At 74.1% G+C, this 15,762-nt stretch carries 19 protein-coding genes; 10 read left to right on the top strand and 9 right to left on the bottom strand.

Annotation, left to right across the window (positions count from 1 at the left end; genetic code table 11):
* Positions 1-82: 82 nt before the first annotated feature.
* Both QOZ86_RS14140 and pdxY read left to right on the top strand, forming a co-directional pair.
* The gene (locus QOZ86_RS14140) at positions 83-913 is read left to right on the top strand and encodes an IclR family transcriptional regulator domain-containing protein (protein ID WP_284492616.1); all 831 of its coding nucleotides are present in this window, start codon (positions 83-85) and stop codon (positions 911-913) included.
* Between the two features lie 30 nt (positions 914-943).
* Complete coding sequence (gene pdxY / locus QOZ86_RS14135) at positions 944-1,795, top strand: pyridoxal kinase PdxY (protein WP_284492615.1); 852 nt, start codon at positions 944-946, stop codon at positions 1,793-1,795.
* 20 nt (positions 1,796-1,815) lie between these two features.
* On the opposite strand, the gene QOZ86_RS14130 is transcribed toward pdxY, so the two are convergent.
* The gene (locus tag QOZ86_RS14130) at positions 1,816-1,971 is read right to left on the bottom strand and encodes a hypothetical protein (protein ID WP_284492614.1); all 156 of its coding nucleotides are present in this window, start codon (positions 1,969-1,971) and stop codon (positions 1,816-1,818) included.
* Positions 1,968-2,828 carry a hypothetical protein gene (locus QOZ86_RS14125; protein ID WP_284492613.1) on the bottom strand — a complete coding sequence of 287 codons (861 nt, stop codon included), beginning with the start codon at positions 2,826-2,828 and terminating at the stop codon, positions 1,968-1,970. Before QOZ86_RS14125 ends, QOZ86_RS14130 begins: the two co-directional genes overlap by 4 nt.
* Positions 2,829-2,975: 147 nt before the next feature.
* Here QOZ86_RS14125 and QOZ86_RS14120 point away from each other — a divergent pair, with 147 nt between their 5' ends.
* A complete protein-coding gene (locus QOZ86_RS14120; protein ID WP_284492612.1) occupies positions 2,976-3,965 on the top strand; it encodes a sensor histidine kinase in 990 nt (329 codons plus the stop codon).
* A gap of 15 nt (positions 3,966-3,980) precedes the next feature.
* Here the strand turns inward: QOZ86_RS14120 and QOZ86_RS14115 are convergent, their stop codons facing one another.
* The gene (locus tag QOZ86_RS14115; protein WP_284492611.1) at positions 3,981-4,139 is read right to left on the bottom strand and encodes a TFIIB-type zinc ribbon-containing protein; all 159 of its coding nucleotides are present in this window, start codon (positions 4,137-4,139) and stop codon (positions 3,981-3,983) included.
* Positions 4,140-4,313: 174 nt separating this feature from the next.
* On the opposite strand from QOZ86_RS14115, the gene QOZ86_RS14110 reads away from it, so the two are divergent.
* Complete coding sequence (locus QOZ86_RS14110) at positions 4,314-5,132, top strand: CoA transferase subunit A (protein ID WP_284492610.1); 819 nt, start codon at positions 4,314-4,316, stop codon at positions 5,130-5,132.
* A complete protein-coding gene (locus QOZ86_RS14105) occupies positions 5,132-5,800 on the top strand; it encodes a CoA transferase subunit B (protein WP_284492609.1) in 669 nt (222 codons plus the stop codon). Before QOZ86_RS14110 ends, QOZ86_RS14105 begins: the two co-directional genes overlap by 1 nt.
* A 62-nt stretch (positions 5,801-5,862) precedes the next feature.
* Here QOZ86_RS14105 and QOZ86_RS14100 read toward each other — a convergent pair whose 3' ends face one another.
* The 6 genes from QOZ86_RS14100 to pcaH form a co-directional block, all read right to left on the bottom strand.
* Positions 5,863-6,741 (bottom strand): hypothetical protein, encoded by an 879-nt coding sequence (locus tag QOZ86_RS14100; protein WP_284492608.1) that lies wholly within the window; start codon positions 6,739-6,741, stop codon positions 5,863-5,865.
* 120 nt (positions 6,742-6,861) lie between these two features.
* Positions 6,862-7,257: a 4-carboxymuconolactone decarboxylase gene (gene pcaC, locus QOZ86_RS14095; protein WP_284492607.1), complete on the bottom strand. Its 396-nt coding sequence runs from the start codon at positions 7,255-7,257 to the stop codon at positions 6,862-6,864.
* Positions 7,254-8,033, bottom strand: a complete 780-nt coding sequence (locus tag QOZ86_RS14090) for an alpha/beta fold hydrolase (RefSeq protein ID WP_284492606.1) — start codon at positions 8,031-8,033, stop codon at positions 7,254-7,256. The genes pcaC and QOZ86_RS14090 overlap by 4 nt, the downstream gene beginning before the upstream one ends.
* Positions 8,030-9,352 (bottom strand): 3-carboxy-cis,cis-muconate cycloisomerase, encoded by a 1,323-nt coding sequence (gene pcaB / locus QOZ86_RS14085; protein ID WP_284492605.1) that lies wholly within the window; start codon positions 9,350-9,352, stop codon positions 8,030-8,032. Before pcaB ends, QOZ86_RS14090 begins: the two co-directional genes overlap by 4 nt.
* A gap of 37 nt (positions 9,353-9,389) precedes the next feature.
* Positions 9,390-10,034 (bottom strand): protocatechuate 3,4-dioxygenase subunit alpha, encoded by a 645-nt coding sequence (gene pcaG, locus QOZ86_RS14080; protein WP_284492604.1) that lies wholly within the window; start codon positions 10,032-10,034, stop codon positions 9,390-9,392.
* Positions 10,031-10,777 (bottom strand): protocatechuate 3,4-dioxygenase subunit beta, encoded by a 747-nt coding sequence (gene pcaH, locus QOZ86_RS14075; protein ID WP_284492603.1) that lies wholly within the window; start codon positions 10,775-10,777, stop codon positions 10,031-10,033. The genes pcaG and pcaH overlap by 4 nt, the downstream gene beginning before the upstream one ends.
* A gap of 70 nt (positions 10,778-10,847) precedes the next feature.
* On the opposite strand from pcaH, the gene QOZ86_RS14070 reads away from it, so the two are divergent.
* The 5 genes from QOZ86_RS14070 (at position 10,848) to QOZ86_RS14050 (ending at position 15,729) form a co-directional block, all read left to right on the top strand.
* Entirely contained in the window at positions 10,848-11,624 is a 777-nt protein-coding gene (locus QOZ86_RS14070; RefSeq protein WP_284492602.1) for an IclR family transcriptional regulator, read from the top strand.
* Positions 11,625-11,673: 49 nt separating this feature from the next.
* Entirely contained in the window at positions 11,674-12,843 is a 1,170-nt protein-coding gene (locus QOZ86_RS14065; RefSeq protein ID WP_284492601.1) for a 4-hydroxybenzoate 3-monooxygenase, read from the top strand.
* A gap of 59 nt (positions 12,844-12,902) precedes the next feature.
* Complete coding sequence (locus QOZ86_RS14060; RefSeq protein ID WP_284492600.1) at positions 12,903-13,178, top strand: hypothetical protein; 276 nt, start codon at positions 12,903-12,905, stop codon at positions 13,176-13,178.
* A 211-nt stretch (positions 13,179-13,389) separates the two neighbouring features.
* A complete protein-coding gene (locus tag QOZ86_RS14055; protein WP_284492599.1) occupies positions 13,390-14,565 on the top strand; it encodes an acyl-CoA dehydrogenase family protein in 1,176 nt (391 codons plus the stop codon).
* A 6-nt stretch (positions 14,566-14,571) separates the two neighbouring features.
* Positions 14,572-15,729: an acyl-CoA dehydrogenase family protein gene (locus QOZ86_RS14050; RefSeq protein ID WP_284492598.1), complete on the top strand. Its 1,158-nt coding sequence runs from the start codon at positions 14,572-14,574 to the stop codon at positions 15,727-15,729.
* Positions 15,730-15,762 lie beyond the last annotated feature (33 nt).

Raw genomic sequence — 15,762 nt, 5'->3', positions numbered from 1 at the left:
CCGGCGGTCTCGCACCGCTTCCCCGACGGGGACGTGCGAGGTCGCCGGTCTCGCCACCAGTCAGCGACCGGAGGGATCTGCCGTGGCAGGACGTGGCACCGGCCCCGACTTCGTCGAGGCCCTGGCGCGGGGGCTGGACGTCCTGGTGGCCTTCGACCGGGCGCACCCCACCATGTCGCTGACGGAGGTGGCCGCCGCGGCGGGGCTCGCCCGCCCGACGGCCCGCCGGCTGCTGCTCACCCTGGAGGAGCTCGGCTTCGTCCGGTCGGCGAACGGGACGTTCTCCCTCACCCCCAAGGTGCTGTCCCTGGGGATGGCCTACGTCGGGGCACTGGGACTCTGGGACATCGCCCGGCCGCACCTGGAGACGCTGGTGACGCGTACCGGGGAGTCCTCGTCGATGGCCCAGCTCGACGGCTCCGACATCGTGTACGTGGCCCGCGTGGCGGTGCCCAAGCTGATCGCCCTGCGGGTCGACATCGGCACCCGCTTCCCCGCGACACAGACCTCCCAGGGCAAGGTGCTGCTCGCCGCCCTCTCCCCCGACGAGCTGGCCGCCACCCTCGCCGAGCGGAGCCGGGCCGGGCTGCCGCCGGGAACCGGCCGGTCCGCCGAGCAGCTGCAGGCCGAGCTCACCTCGGTCCGGGCGCGCGGCTGGGCGCTGGCCGACGAAGAACTCGCACCGGGCGTCCGTTCGGTGGCGGTGCCCGTCCGGGACCGCCACGGCGTGGTGCGCGCCGCCATGAACGTGACGGTGCACGCGGCCGAGACCTCCGCCGAGCGTCTGCTGGGCGAGCACCTGCCGCACCTGCTGCGCACGGCCGGCGACATCAGCGCCGACTGGGCGCTGTGGCAGTCCCGCCCGCACGTCGAGCTCTCGCTGCCGCGGGCCGCAGGTGACACCACCGGCTGAACCGGCCCGGGATGTGCCAGGGTTCCTCGCGTGACCGCCGTCCTCAGCATCCAGTCGCACGTCGCCTACGGCCACGTCGGCAACTCCTCGGCCGTGTTCCCCCTGCAGCGCCTCGGCATCGAGGTGTGGCCGATCCACACCGTGCAGTTCTCCAACCACACCGGCTACGGGGAGTGGACCGGCCGGGTCTACGACGGCCAGTCGATCGACGAGCTGGTGCAGGGCATCTCCGCCCGGGGCGTGCTGGGCGGCTGCGACGCCGTGCTGTCGGGGTATCTGGGATCGGCCGACATCGGGCACGCCGTGGTCGGCACGGTGGCGCGGGTCCGGGCGGCCAACCCGCAGGCGGTCTACTGCTGCGACCCGGTCATCGGTGACGTCGGCCGCGGGGTCTTCGTCCGGCCGGGCATCGAGGAGTTCATGCGCGAGGTCGCGGTGCCGGCCGCCGACGTGGTCACGCCGAACCACTACGAGCTGGATCTGCTCTCCGGCACGACCACCCGTTCGCTGGCCTCGGTGAAGGACGCCGCCGCCGCGGTGCAGGCCCTGGGCCCTCGCGTGGTGCTCACCACCTCGCTGGTGGCCGAGGACACCCCCGCTGACGCCGTGGACCTGCTGGCGTCGGAGGGCGGGCGGCACTGGCGGGTGCGCACTCCGCGGCTGGACGTGGCGGTCAACGGCGCCGGTGACGCCATCGCGGCGCTGTTCCTCGCGCACTGGCTGCGCACCCGGTCCGCGGCCGACGCGCTGGGGCGCGCGGCGGCGTCGGTGTTCGGCCTGCTGCAGCGCACCGAGGACGCGCGGTCACGGGAGATCCTGCTCGTGTCCGCGCAGGAGGAGTTCGTGACGCCGTCGCGCACGTTCGCCGTCGACGAGGTCTGACCGACCCGGTGGCGCTGGGTTCAGGAGGGGTCGCCCGGCTCCTGCCCCATCGCCTCGTCGACCGAGGTCTCGCCGCCGGTCCGGCCGCCACCTGGGCTGGCCGGGTCCTTCCCCACGCTCGCGTGCGAACCCTCGTCGGCGTCCTCGGGCTGTGCCTGGATGTTCGGGTCGGTCATCCTGCGCTCCTCGGTCGGTCCCCGTCCGTGTGCCCATCCTGGCCGCTGGGCAGCGTCGCCGCGATCCGGGTGATCGTCGACTCCTCCACCGGCAGGTGCGGCACCACGCTCGTCACCTCGTCGGGCTCCAGGCCGGCCTCCCCGAGTGCGGCCAGCAGCAGGTCGGCCTCTTCGGACGGCACCGGCACGGTGCACCCGGAGTCCTCCAGGGCCGCCCGGGCGAGGAACAGCGCGCCCGCCAGGCTGTCGTCCGGCCCCCGAGCGGGCGGGGGCACGGCCGCGCGGGCCGCCGCCTCGGCCGCCCGCACCAGCGACAGCGGCAGCCCCTCGGCCTCCACCTCGATCAGCGGCACGTCCCCCAGCGCGGCCAGCACCAGGTGCTCGGCGTCGATGCGCAGCGGCGCCTCCCAGCCGCCGGCCCGGACCACGTCGGCCACGTCCGCGGGGTCCTCGCCCAGGTCGTCGGCGAGCTCCGCCCAGTCCGCCCGCCGGGCGGTCCGGGCCCGGTCCCCGGCGAGCCGGCAGGTCTCTGCCACGAACGGCACCAGCACCTCGTCGTCGAACCGCTCGGCCTCCAGCCGGCCGTCCGGGCCGGCCATGCCCAGCGCGTCCCGGAAACTGCCGGGCCGGGCGTCCCCGAGGTCCACCCGGCCGTCCTCCTCATCACCCAGCGGCTGCCCGTTCGCCGCCCGCTCCCCGACGGTCAGGCCACTGGGCGCGAGCCGGCCGGAGTGCCGGCGGTAGTACGGCCGGTCGGAGAGGCCCACGGCCCAGGCACAGCTCTCGGCGATCAGTGCGGCCCCGCGCTCGCGGAGCACCTCGCGGGTGAGCAGTTCCATCCAGTCGACGTCGAACACGTCCTCCACTGTGCCGCGCCGGTCGGCGTCCGCGCCGCCGACGACCGGCGTCCGGCCCTCCGGGCCGAGCGGTCCCCCGCACTGCCCTACCGTGGACCAGGAGACCGGCGCAGCCGGGCGGGGACAGCGGGGACAGCGGGAGCACGGGTGGACTGGACGGCGACGGGCGGGGCGGGCCACCCCGCCCCCGGAGGATTCCCCCACGACGCCCTGCTGTACGACTCGACCGAGCAGCTGGTCGCCCTGGCGGCGCCCTTCCTCCGGGCGGGGCTGGCCGAGGGCGATGCCGCCGTGGTCGCCACCCGGCCCGACACGGCCGCGGCCCTGAGCGAGGCCCTGGACGACGATCCGCGGCTGCAGGTGGTGGAGCGCCACGCGGTCTACCGCCCGCGCACGCCCGAGGCCATCACGACCTTCCGCCGGCTGGCCGAGCAGTGCACGGCCGCGGGCGCCCGGCGGGTGGGGGTCGTGGGTGAAGCGGACTACGGCCGCACCGAGCGCGACTGGCTGGAGTGGGAGCGCTACGAGTCGGTCGTCAACCGCGCGCTCTCCGGCTGGGACCTCTGGGGGCTGTGCGCCTTCGACACGCAGCAGCTCCCCGACTCGGTCCTCGAGTCCGCCGGCCGTACCCACGGCGGGCTGGTGACGGCGGACGGCCGCGTCCCCAGTCCCTCCTACACCGAGCCCGCGACCTACCTCCGGACGCTGCCGATCCCCGACGAGCCGCTCGAGCGCACGCCCCCGCGGCTCGCGGCGGCCGACGTCAGCGACTTCGTCGGGCTGCGGCACGCCGTCGCCGCGGAGCTGGCCGGGGTGCCGGCCGGCGCTGAACCCGTCGACGACTTCCTGCTGGCCGTCGACGAGATGGCCTCCAACGCGGTACGGCACGGGCTGCCGCCGGTGAGCCTCCGGCTGTGGACCGGCGCAGACCGGATCGTCTGCACGATCAGCGACGGCGGCCCCGGCTGGGACGACCCGTTCGCCGGCTACGGGCCGGCCCACGGCAGCGACCTGTCCCGCGGCGGGATGGGCCTGTGGCTGGCGCGCCAGCTGTGCGACCACGTCGACATCGCCGGCGGGGACCACCACCCCGGCGGGAGCACGGTGAGCGTCCGCCTCACCACGATCCTGCGCTGAGGCGCAGCGGGCCGCTCAGCCGAAGAGCTCGCCCAGGTCGAGCAAGATCCCCCGGCAGTCGGAGCACTGGTCGACGTGCACGCCGTTGCGCTCGTGGTTCCGCATGGTGCCGTGGCACTTCGGCAGGTCGGTTCCATGCCCGCGCAACGGCGCTCGCCGCGGCCGGGTTCCCACCGGATGGGTGCGGCGACCATTCCACCCAGTGGTGCGCGCACGTCGGGCACGGCCCGGTCGGGATGGATACTGGGGCCCCGCAGCCCGACCGATGGGAGCAGTTGGTGGATCGGACGCACACGGACCACGCGCGGCAGGCCGCGCCTCCCACCCCCGTCGAACGGGAGGGCTGACGTGGACAAGCTCGTGGGTTCGCCCACCGAGGCGGTCACCGACATCACCTCGGGTTCCGTGCTCGCCGTCGGCGGATTCGGGCTGTGCGGGGTGCCGTTCGCGCTCATCGACGCGCTCCTGTCGCAGGGCGCCGACGGGCTGACGACGATCTCCAACAACTGCGGTGTCGACGACCAGGCGCTGGGCGTGCTGCTGTACGCCGGACGGATCACCCGGACCATCAGCTCCTTCGTCGGCGGCAACAAGGAACTGGCCCGCCTGTACCTCTCCGGGGCGCTGGAGGTCGAGCTGACCCCGCAGGGGACGCTGGCCGAGCGGCTGCGCGCCGGAGGGACCGGCATCCCGGCCTTCTACACGCCCACCGGCGTGGGGACGATGGTCGCCGAGGGCGGCATCCCGGTGCGCTACGACGCCGACGGCAACGTGGTGAAGACCAGCGAGCCCAAGGAGGTGCGGGTCTTCGACGGTCAGCAGTACGTGCTGGAGACGGCGCTCACCGCCGACTTCGGCCTCGTGCGCGCCGCGGTGGGCGACCGCCACGGCAACCTGGTGTTCCACGAGTCGGCGCGGAACTTCAACCCGCTGGCCGGGATGGCCGGCCGGATCACCATCGCCGAGGTCGAGGAGCTCGTCGAGCCCGGCGAGATCCGGCCCGAGGACGTGCACCTCCCGGGGGTCTTCGTCGACCGCGTCGTCGTCGTGGGTAGCGAGGGCAAGCAGATCGAGAACCGGACCACCCGGCCCCGCCCGGCGGCCGGCACCGACGACTTCGCCGCCCCGGCCGCCGCCGGCGAGGAAGCGACCGAGGGAGCAGCCTGATGGCCCTGAACCGCGAGCAGCTCGCCGCCCGGGTGGCCCTCGAGCTGGAGGACGGCCAGTACGTCAACCTCGGTATCGGGATGCCGACGCTGGTGCCGAACTACGTCCCCGAGGGGATCCACGTCGTCCTGCACTCGGAGAACGGGGTCCTGGGCGTGGGGCCCTACCCGTTCGAGGGCGAGGAGGACCCCGACCTGATCAACGCCGGCAAGGAGACGGTCACCGTCCTGCCCGGGGCGAGCTTCTTCGACTCGGGGCTGTCCTTCGGGATGATCCGGGGCAAGCACCTCGACGTCGCCGTCCTCGGCGCCATGCAGGTCAACCCCCGCGGCGACCTCGCCAACTGGCTGATCCCCGGCAAGATGGTCAACGGCATGGGCGGCGCGATGGATCTCGTCCACGGCGCCCGGCGGGTGATCATCATGATGGAGCACGTCGCCCGCGACGGCTCCCCGAAGATCGTCGAGGAGTGCACCCTGCCGCTCACCGGCAAGGCCTGTGTCGACCGCGTGATCACCGATCTCGCCGTCATCGACGTCACCCCCGGCGGCCTGGTGCTCCGGGAGACCGCGCCCGGCGTGACCGCCGACGAGGTGGTGGCCGCGACCGGTGCCCAGCTCACGGTCGCCGACGACGTCCGGGAGATGCCGCTCCCCGCCACCGTCTGAGCTCGGGTGTCGGCCTGCTGTCGTCTCCCCCACCGGGAAAGCACAGCAGGCCGACACTCAGTTCATCGGCGCAGCGCCGTCGCGATGCGGCCGACGATCTCCGCAGGCCGGCGCAGGTCGGCCGCGGTCACGAACATCACCGTCCAACCAGCCTCTGTCAGTCGGTTGAGCCGACGCCGATCAGCGATCACCTGCTGCGGCGCCTCGCCGTGCCACAACCCCTCGTACTCGACGGCCACCTTCGCCTCGGGCCAGGCGAAGTCGACCCGCGCCACGAAACCGGCCTCGTCCCGGACTTCGTACTGAGCGACCGGCCGCGGCAGCTCCGACCGGTGCAGCAGGAGTCGGAGCCGGGTCTCCTGCGGTGACCCGGCCAGCCCGTCGGCGAGCCGAGCCGCCGTACGGGCCTGCCGGCAGCCGCGCCCCGTCGTGGTCTCGGCGACGTCGCGGACCCACGCCAAGCTCGTCGTGCCGAGGTCCACGGCGCGGTCGATCAGTACCACCGCGTCCTCGAGCGTCCCGGCGCGGGCCAGGTCGACGACGGTTGCATCGGCCGTCATCACCGCGGTGCCGTTCCGGACCGTGACGTGCGCGGGGTCGAGATGGCGCCGGCGGACGCGGATGCCAGGCACCCGGCAGACCGTCGAGCCGGGTGGGACGGTGAGCTCGACGGCGTCGTCCCGCTCAGCGACGGGCAGCCCCCACAACACGGCCGCGCTCGCTCCGCTGACGACCGCCCCCGGAACGAGGAGGCGCGCCGCGGCCCGCACCCGCAGCTCGTGCGTGAGGGGGAGGTCAGCACAGGCGTAGACGTCCCGGAAGAGCCGGCGCCAGGCGGGACCGCGGAGCTCACCCGGCGAGAGCGTCCCGGCGGCGAGCACGGCGGAACCGCGGAACACCCGTCCGCGGAGCGCGGCGGGGCGGCGCGGGGCCACAGGCATCCCCGCAGCCTGCCGAATCCGGGCGAGATCCCCGGCTCGTCGTCCACAGGGCTGCGCCGACTGTCGGCCTGCTGTCGTCTCCTCCACCGGGAAGAGACAGCAGGCCGACACTCGACGGGCTCAGCCGCGGAGTTCCGCGAGGATCGGGCCGGCCACCTTGAACGCGTGGTTGGCCGCGGGCACACCGGCGTAGACCGCGGCGTGCTGGATCGCCTCGCCGATCTCCTCGTCGCTCAGCCCGTTGTTCACCGCGGCCCGCACGTGCAGGGCGAACTCGTCCCAGTGCCGCAGCGCGATGGTGATGCCGAGGGTCAGCAGGCTGCGGTCGCGGCGGGACAGCCCTGGTCGCTGCCACACGTCACCCCAGGCGATCCGGGTGATGAAGTCCTGGAAGCCGGCGGTGAACGGGGTGGTGCCGGCGACCGCGCGGTCGACGTGCGCGTCGCCGAGCACCTCGCGGCGGGTGCGCATCCCTGCCTCGCGGCGGGCCTGGTCGGTGTCGGGCAGCTCGCTCACCGGGTGCTGCCGTCGGCGTCGAAGTGACCCAGCAGCGCGCCGGTGACCTCGAGCGTGCGCTCCAGGTTCGCCAGGTGCGCGCCCGGGCTCACGGTGCGCAGCTCGGCGCCGGGGATGCCCGCGACGATGAGCTCCTGGTGCGGCGGCGGGAGGGCGGGGTCCTCGGCGCCGGACACGACGAGCGTCGGCGCGGAGATCCGGCCCAGGTCCTCGCGCAGGTCGATGCCGGCGACCACCTCGCAGCACGCGGCGTAGCCCTCGTCGTCGGCCCCGGCGACCATCCCTTCCAGCCGGGCCACCAGCTCCGGGTGCTCCGCAGCGTGCCCGGGGGTCAGCCACCGCGACACGACCGCCGGGGCGAACTGCGCGGTGCCCCCCTCGCGGGCCAGCACGGCCCGGTCGAGGAAGCCCTGCGGGTCCACCTTGGCCGAGCTGAACAGCACCGCCAGCCGGTGGACCCGGGAGGGCTCGCGGGCGGCCATCCGCAGACCGACCATCCCGCCGAGGGAGACCCCGGCGACGTGCGCGCGCTCGGCGCCGAGCCGGTCCAGCAGCGCGACGACGTCGTCCACCAGGTCGTCGATCGTGTACGGCCCCCCAGGCGCGGGCGACTCCCCGTGCCCTCGCCCGTCGTAGGTGACCACGCGGAACCGCTCCGCCAGCGCGGGCGCCTGGAAGTGCCACATGGCCCGGGTGGCGCCCAGCGAGTTGGAGAGGACGACGACCGGCGCGTCGGCCGGCCCGCTCTCGGTGTAGGAGACGTCGACAGCGGTCATGGGAAGCCTCCGGTGCGTGCGTCGTGGTCGGCCAGGACGGCGTCGACCTGGGTGCCGGCCTCGCCGACGTCGGGGCCGGCCCGCAGGTCGGCGGGGTCGAGGTCCCCCCGCTCGGCGAGCAGGTCGGCGAACGGTCGGCCGGTTTCCCGGGCCGTGCGGGCGGCGGCGGCGACGGCCTCGTGCGCGGCGCCGCGGCCCAGCCGGGCGGCGAGCGCCTCGGTGGCCGCCGCGGCCAGCGCGGGTGCGTCCGCCGCGGCGACGGTCGCGGCCATGCGGGCGACGTCGGGCTGCAGCGACGCCAGGCTCTCGGCCAGCCAGGCGGTGGCGGAGCCGACGGTCGCGAGCAGGTCGGTGAGGGTCGGCCACTCGCTGTGCCACGCGCCCGCGGCACGCTCGTGCTCCTGCTCCATCGCCGCGAACAGGGTGGCGACCAGGCCGGGTGCCCGGCGGGCGCAGGCGCGCGCGGAGATGGCGGCCACCGGGTTGTTCTTGTGCGGCATGGCCGACGACCCGCCGCGGTGCTCGCTGATCTCGGCGACCTCGGCGATTTCGGTCTGGGCGAGCAGGACGAGGTCGAGGGCGACGGAAGCCACGACGCCGGCGGCCGCGCCCAGCGCACCGGCCAGGTCGGCGATCGGCAGCCGCATGGTGTGCCAGGCGACCGGCGTGGGTGCCAGCCCCAGCTCCGCGGCGAGCGCCGTGCGCAGGGCCACGCCGGCCCCGTCGAGCCCGCTGAGGGTGCCGACCGCGCCGCCGTACTGCACCGGCAGCGACCCGTCGACGGCACGCAGCCGGGCGCGGGCGCCGTCGAGCCCGCTGAGCCAGCCGGCGGCCTTGAGCCCGAACGTGGTGGGCAGCGCCTGCTGCATCAGCGTGCGACCCATGACGACGTCGTCCCGGTGCGCGCGGGCGAGTCCGGCGGCCACCTCGGCGGCACCGGCGAGGTCGCGGACGATCGCGGCCAGCGCCCGGCGTGCCAGGAGGACCAGCGCCGTGTCCAGCACGTCCTGGCTGGTCGCGCCCACGTGCACCGCCACCGCGTCCCGCTCCCCCACCGCCGACCTGAGCACCCGCACGAGCGGCGGCACCGGGTTGCCGGCGTCGGCGGCGGCGGCGACCACCGAGGCCAGGTCCAGCCCGGCCGGCTCGGCGCAGGCACGGGTCACCGCGTCGGCCGCGGTGGTCGGCACGAGCCCGAGCCCGGCCGCGGCGCGGGCGAGCGCGGCCTCCACATCGAGCAGCGCGTCGATCCAGCCGGCGTCGGACACGGCTGCGGCCGCGTCGCCGCGGGCGAAGGTCCCGTCGAAGAGGCCGGTCACGGCTCGTTCCTACCGGACCGGCAGGCGGCGCAGCGGCTCATACCGCGAAGAACACGGTCTCGCCGTCGCCCTGCAGGCGGATGTCCAGCCGGTAACCGTCGTCTGCGGGGATGGCCAGCAGCGTGTTGCGCCGGTCCTCGGGCAACCCGCGCAGGACGGCGTCCTCGGCGTTGGCCTGCACCTCGTCGGCGAAGCAGATCCGCGTGACGACCCGGTCGAGGATGCCGCGGGCGAAGACCGAGACGTCGATGTGCGGGGCCTGCAGCCCGCCCTCGCCGTCGGGCACGCGGCCGGGCTTGAGCGTGTAGATGCCGAACTCGCCGCTGAGCGTCTGGGCCCGGGCGTGACCGCGGAAGCCGGGGTACGACGCGGCACCGCGCGGGTCCTCGGGCGACGGGAAGCCGCCGTCGGGGTCGGCCTGCCAGGTCTCCACCATCGCGTCGAGGACGATGACACCGTTGCCGTCGAGCACCCGACCGCGGATCCAGATGCCGCCCTCGGTGCCCTCCTCCGCGGCCCAGATGCCGTCCGGCCAGGTCAGCCCGATGGCGAGGTAGGGGCCCACCGTGGCGCTCGGGGTGGTACCCAGCCGGAACGGCCCGGTCAGGAAGCCGCTGCCGCGCCGGCCGGAGCGGGGCTGGAAGGGGACGGCGGGATCCGGCGGGACGTCCAGCGGGTTCACGCCACATCTCCGTCGTCGTCGGTCTCGAACGGCGTCTGGTCCGTGCCGCGCAGCACGACGTCCCACTCGAAGGCCAGCGCCCAGTTGTCCTGGGTGCGCTCGAGGGAGTACCGGCTGATCGCCCGGTGCCGCGCCGCCGCGGGGATGGCGTTGTAGATCGGGTCCTGGCCGAACAGCGGATCGTCCGGGAAGTACATCTGGGTGACCAGCCGCTGGGAGAAGGCGCGGCCGAACAGGCTGAAGTGGATGTGCGCCGGGCGCCACGCGTTGTGGTGGTTGCCCCACGGATAGGCGCCGGGCTTGATCGTCATGAACTCGTAGCGGCCCAAGCTGTCGGTGACCACCCGGCCCAGCCCGTCGAAGTGCGGGTCCAGCGGCGCCGGCCAGTTGTCGACGACGTGCCGGTAGCGGCCGGCGGCGTTGGCCTGCCACACCTCGACGAGCGCGTCGGGCACCGGGCGGCCGTCGCTGTCGAGCACCCGCCCGTACACCAGGATCCGCTGTCCCACGGCCTCACCGCCGTTGCGCAGCGTGAGGTCGGCGTCCTGCGACGTCACCCGGTCCTCGCCCAGCACCGGGCCGGTGATCTCCGTCAGGCGGTGCGGCAGGTCCACCGGCGTCCGCAGCGGCGCGCGGAGCCCGGTGCTCTTGTAGTCGGGGAAACCGACGGGCGTCCGCGTCGCGTCCGGCTCGTGCAGGTACCGCGGTAGGTGCAGGCCACCGGTCGATGTGGTCCCGGTCATGCCCGGACGGTACGACCCGGTGACTAGGCTGCCCAAGCCCAGAGTTCCACTGGACGGGAGGAGGAGCCGCGTGGCCGGTCGCAGCGCCGTTCCGGGGCGGTCGGTGACCTCGCGCGCGCTCGGCATCCTGGACGCCTTCGGCGGCGACGCCCCACGGCTGTCGCTCTCGGAGATCGCCGAGCGCTCGGGCACCCCGCTCACCACGGCGCACCGGCTCCTCGGCGATCTGACCGACTGGGGCGCGCTCGTCCGCCGGCCCGACGGGCGCTACGAGATCGGCCGCAAGCTGTGGGACCTGGGCCTGCTCGCACCCGTGCAGCTGGAGCTGCGGCAGGTGGCGGCCCCCTTCCTGCTCGACCTGCACACCACCGTCCGCGACACCGTGCACCTGGCCGTCCGCGAGGGTCACCACGCGCTGTACGTCGAGCGGGTGTCCGGCCGGGTGTCCGTGCCGATCGTCAGCCAGGTGGGCAGCCGGCTGCCGCTGCACGCGACCGGAGTGGGCAAGGTCCTGCTGGCGGCGGCCCCCGACGACGTGGTGGAGGAGGTCCTCCGCGACCTGCGGCCGGTCACCCGGCACACCGTCGTCGACCGGGAACGGCTCTCCCTGGAGCTGGCCGAGATCCGCCGGCGCCGCTATGCCCGCACGTGCGAGGAGATGTCGGCGGGCGCCGCATCGATCGCCGTCCCGGTGCAGGTCGAGCGGCGCGGCGGACCCCTGGCGGTCGCCGCTCTGGGCATCGTGGTGCCGCCGCAGCGCCGCGACCTGGCCCGCATGGTGCCCGCGCTGGAGATGGCGGCACGGGGCATCGGCCGGGAGCTGGCGCGCTCGCTGGAGTTCCACTGAGCGAGCAGAACCGTTCCGCGGACGGTGCCCCGGCGCTCATGCTCGTCGGGTGCGCACCCAGGTAGGCATCATCGGCGCCGGCCCCGCCGGTCTCCTCCTGTCCCGGCTGCTGGCGCTGCGCGGGATCGACTCGGTGGTCCTGGAGAACCGCTCCCGGGAGCACATCGAGGCCCGCATCCGCGCCGGGATCCTCGAGCAGCACACCGTCGACACCCTGACCGACGCCGGGCTGGGCGACCGGCTGCGCCGCCAGGGCCTGGAGCACCGCGGCATCCACCTGCAGTACCCCGGCACCCGGCACACCCTCGACTTCCCGGCGCTGTGCGGCCGCACGGTGTGGGTGTACGGCCAGACCGAGGTGGTCAAGGACCTCGTCGCCGCGCAGCTCGACGGTGGCCCGCCGCTGCTGTTCGACGTCTCCGACGTGAGACCCGAGGACGTCGACGGCGATTCACCGCGCATCCGTTTCACCGCCGCGGACGGCACCCCGCAGGCGCTCGAGTGCGACGTCATCGCCGGGACCGATGGCTTCCACGGCGTCTCCCGGCCCGTCGTGACGGCGGGAACGGACGGCCGACGGTGGGAGCGCACCTACCCCTACGCGTGGCTGGGCATCCTCGCCGACGCGGCACCGGCCACCGACGAGCTCGTCTACGCCTGGCACCCCGAGGGCTTCGCGCTCTACTCGATGCGCTCGCCGTCGGTCTCCCGGCTGTACCTGCAGGTGGACCCGTCGGACTCGATCGACAGCTGGTCCGACGACCGGATCTGGGAGAACCTCTCCCGCCGGCTCCGCCTGGACGGGTGGGACGTCTCCACGGGCCCGGTCACCGAGAAGTCGATCCTGCCGATGCGCTCGTTCGTCAGCGCGCCGATGCGCCGCGGCCGGCTCTTCCTGGCCGGGGACGCCGCGCACATCGTGCCGCCGACCGGCGCCAAGGGGCTGAACCTGGCCGTGGCCGACGTGACCCTGCTGGCCACTGCCCTGACCCGCCTCCTGCGGGAGAAGCGGACCGACCTCGTCGATGCCTACTCCGACACCGCGCTGCGGCGGGTGTGGCGGTGCACGCACTTCTCCTGGTGGATGACCTCGATGCTGCACCGCTCCGGCGACGACTTCGACGCACAGCTGCAGCTCTCGCAGCTGCAGCGGGTCTGCTCGTCGGAGGCCGCGGCCCGCGAGCTCGCCGAGAACTACACGGGGCTGCCGGTCGAGTGACCGCGGGGGCCGCCCGGTGAGGGTGCATCCGCATCGCCGGCAGCGGACGAAGGTCTTCCGTGGAGCCCTTCGCCCCTGAGCAGGAGACCTACTGGTTGGTCCAGCCCCTGCTGGAGGCCGGGCTGCCGCTCGACGAGATCCGGCATCTGCTGTGCCGGCTGGGATTCGAGGCCGTCGTCTGCGACGGCCGCAGCATCGACGCCCGGGTGAGCAGCCTCGTCGGCGACCGTCCGGCCGACGTCCGGGCGGCCTGGGTGGAGACGGTCAGCCGGATGATCGCCTGGCCGCAGGCCGCCGCCGGTGCGCGGCCGGACCGGCCAGCGCCTCCGGAGTGATCCGCACGCCGTCGCGGCGCATCGACTTCCGGGCCGTCCCTGGACCGACAGTCGCGTACGTCCATCCGGGCCTCGGGCTACGTCGGCTGCCCGGGCGCGTGCGTGCACCCCGGCAGCCGGTCGGTGAGCCGGATCTACCCACCGGTAGCTCGTGTGGGATCGTCGGGGCACTACGTCGAGACGGCGCTGCCGCCGTCAGGAAAGAGGACCGATGCGGTTGCAGCTGTCCCCGGAGCTCCAGGCCTTCCGGGAGGAGATGCGGAGCTTCTTCACCACCCAGGTGCCCCAGGAGATCCGCGCCAAGGTCGCGGCCCACCGGCACGTGGCCAAGGAGGAGTACGTCGAGGCCCAGCGCGCGCTGAACGCCGCCGGCCTGGCGGTGCCGCACTGGCCGGTCGAGTGGGGCGGCCGGGACTGGACGCCCCTGCAGCGCCACATCTGGCGCGAGGAGATGCAGCTGGCCAGCGTTCCCGAGCCGCTGGCCTTCAACACCAGCATGATCGGCCCGGTCATCGCGGCCTTCGGCAACCAGGAGCAGAAGGAGCGCTTCCTGGCCAAGACGGCGAACCTCGACATCTGGTGGTGCCAGGGCTTCTCGGAACCCGACGCCGGCTCCGACCTCGCCTCGCTGCGCACCACCGCGGTGCGTGACGGAGACGACTGGGTGGTCAACGGCCAGAAGACCTGGACGACCCTGGGCCAGCACGCCGACTGGATCTTCTGCCTGGTCCGCACGGACCCGACCGCGGAGAAGAAGCAGCGCGGCATCTCGATGCTGGTCTTCCCGATGGACACCCCCGGCGTCACGCTCCGCCCCATCGAGCTCATCGACGGCGGCTTCGAGGTCAACGAGGTGTTCTTCGAGGACGTCCGCGTGCCGGGCGAGAACCTGATCGGCGAGGAGAACCGCGGCTGGGACTACGCCAAATTCCTGCTCGGCAACGAGCGCGTCGGCATCGCCCGCGTCGGCGCCAGCAAGAAGATGCTCGCGCAGGCCAAGGCGTACGCCCGCGAGATCACCGTCGACGGCCGCCCGCTGCTGGAGGACCCGTTCATGGCGACGCGGATCGCCGAGGTGGAGAACGAGCTGGTCGCCCTGGAGCTGACCGCGCTGCGCGTGGTCGCCAACTCCGCCGACGGCAAGCCCCATCCGGCGTCCTCGGTGCTCAAGCTGAAGGGCTCGGAGCTGCAGCAGGCGGCCACCGAGCTGCTGGTGGACATCGCCGGCCCGCTCTCGGTGGCGTCGTTCGCGGAGGAGGGCTCCGACGTGCCCGACTGGGCGCGGGTGGCGACGCCGCACTACCTGAACTACCGGAAGGTCTCCATCTACGGAGGCTCCAACGAAGTTCAGCGCACCATCATCGCCGGCACGATCCTGGGGCTGTGATCTGACGTGGACTTCACCTTCGACAGCGAGCAGAACGACCTCCGGGAGGCCGTGCGCGGTCTCCTGGAGCGCGCCTACGGCGACAGCGAGACGCGCCGCAAGGTGGTCGGCAACGACCCGGGCTTCGACGAGAAGACCTGGTCCCGGCTGGCCGAGATGGGCCTGCTGGGGCTTCCCTTCGCCGAGGAGCACGGCGGCATGGGTGCCGGGCCGATCGAGGTGGCGATCGTCGCCGAGGAGATCGGCCGGGTCATCGCCCCCGAGCCGTTCATCGAGGCAGTGGTGCTCGCCGGTGGCCTGATCGCCGCCGTCGGCACCGACGAGCAGAAGAGCGAGCTGCTCGCCGCCATCGCCGAGGGCGCATGCGTGCCCGCCTTCGCGCACGCGGAGATCGGCACGCGGTGGAGCACGTCGGCGTCGGCGGTCACCGCCGCACAGGCCGGCGAGGGCTGGACGCTCTCCGGCGTCAAGGAGCCGGTGCCGAACGGTGCCCGGGCCGACCTCCTCGTCGTCTCCGCGGTGGTCGACGGCGGAACGGGGTTGTTCCTCGTCCAGGGCGACGCTCCGGGCCTGACCCGCACCGGCTACCGCACGCACGACGGCAGCCGTGCGGCGAACGTCCGCTTCGACGGCACCCCGGCCACCCGGCTGGGCGATGGCTCGCCCGCCCACCCGGACCGGACGGCGGCCATCGAGCGGGCCCTGTCCGAGGCGCGGATCGCCTACAGCCACGAGGCGATCGGGGCGATGGACACCGCGCTGCGGATCACCGCCGACTACCTCAAGACGCGCAAGCAGTTCGGGGTCACCCTCAACCGCTTCCAGGCGCTCACGTTCCGCGCTGCGGACATGTACGTGTCCCTGGAACTGGCCCGCAGCACCGCGCTGTGGGCGTCGATGGTGCAGGAGGCCGGCGGCGACGTCGTCTCCGCCGCCGACCGGACCCGGCTGCAGAGCAGCCGCGCCGGACGGCACGTCGGCAAGGAGGCGATCCAGCTGCACGGCGGGATCGGGGTGACCGCGGAGTACTCCGTCGGCCACTACACCAGCCGGCTGACCGCGATCGACCACCTGCTCGGTGACGGCGGCTTCGCCGTCGCCCGGCTGGCCGAGCACGTCGGCGAGCGGGAGACGGTCGACCCGCTGGGCGCCCCGTACGCCTGACGCCGCGCAGACGCTGTGCGCAGATGAGCAGTT

It is taken from the genome of Blastococcus capsensis, from assembly GCF_030165005.1.
GTDB classification, from domain to species: Bacteria; Actinomycetota; Actinomycetes; order Mycobacteriales; family Geodermatophilaceae; genus Blastococcus; species Blastococcus capsensis.
The sequence above is the reverse complement of the archived record's forward strand: the minus strand, read 5'-3'. Positions and strand labels throughout refer to the sequence as shown.

Bases quoted from the DNA above. Each gene is read 5' to 3' on its own strand.
- QOZ86_RS14130 (WP_284492614.1), bottom strand. From the start codon at position 1,971: ATGACCGACCCGAACATCCAGGCACAGCCCGAGGACGCCGACGAGGGT.
- QOZ86_RS14105 (WP_284492609.1), top strand. From the start codon at position 5,132: ATGGCCCTGAACCGCGAGCAGCTCGCCGCCCGGGTGGCCCTCGAGCTG.
- QOZ86_RS14100 (WP_284492608.1), bottom strand. From the start codon at position 6,741: ATGCCTGTGGCCCCGCGCCGCCCCGCCGCGCTCCGCGGACGGGTGTTC.
- QOZ86_RS14090 (WP_284492606.1), bottom strand. From the start codon at position 8,033: ATGACCGCTGTCGACGTCTCCTACACCGAGAGCGGGCCGGCCGACGCG.
- pcaH (WP_284492603.1), bottom strand. From the start codon at position 10,777: ATGACCGGGACCACATCGACCGGTGGCCTGCACCTACCGCGGTACCTG.
- QOZ86_RS14055 (WP_284492599.1), top strand. From the start codon at position 13,390: ATGCGGTTGCAGCTGTCCCCGGAGCTCCAGGCCTTCCGGGAGGAGATG.